The organism is Arthrobacter sp. 10N44_2 (genome assembly GCF_056394385.1).
Genome location: NZ_JBFTHT010000064.1, coordinates 1 through 367, shown reverse-complemented (window position 1 = coordinate 367; position 367 = coordinate 1). Strand labels below are relative to the sequence as shown.

Here is a 367-nt window from a genome sequence, read left to right as displayed (position 1 = left end):
CTCATACCCGAGCCAGCCGACCCAGCCGAGCGCGAACGACGGCTCGGTGGTGCGGGGCTCGCTGCGGCCGCGCTCCGTCAGGTCGTCGGAGAGGAAGTCGAGCATCGACCCCGGACGACGTCGGAGACCCGAGGGCGCGTCCACGACGACCTCGCCTGCCGCAACGCTGGAGGTCGCGACGCGCATGCCCGCACCGAGGTAGCTGCGACCGCTGTCGGCATCCGGGCCGGCGTCGAGCCAGACAGCGTTCGCGGCGTCGGCGAAGAGGGCGACGAAGGCGTCGGCGGGATCCGCCCAGCCGTCGACCGGGTAACTGCGGAGTCGGGGAACCACTGCATTAGCCTAGGCGAATGGCTGCGAGCACGAC

At 71.7% G+C, this 367-nt stretch carries 1 pseudogene; it reads right to left on the bottom strand.

What is annotated here, in order from left to right:
- Positions 1-333 (bottom strand): annotated as a pseudogene (locus AC1DBX_RS20735) (aminodeoxychorismate synthase component I); the annotation flags it as partial.
- Positions 334-367: the final 34 nt, after the last annotated feature.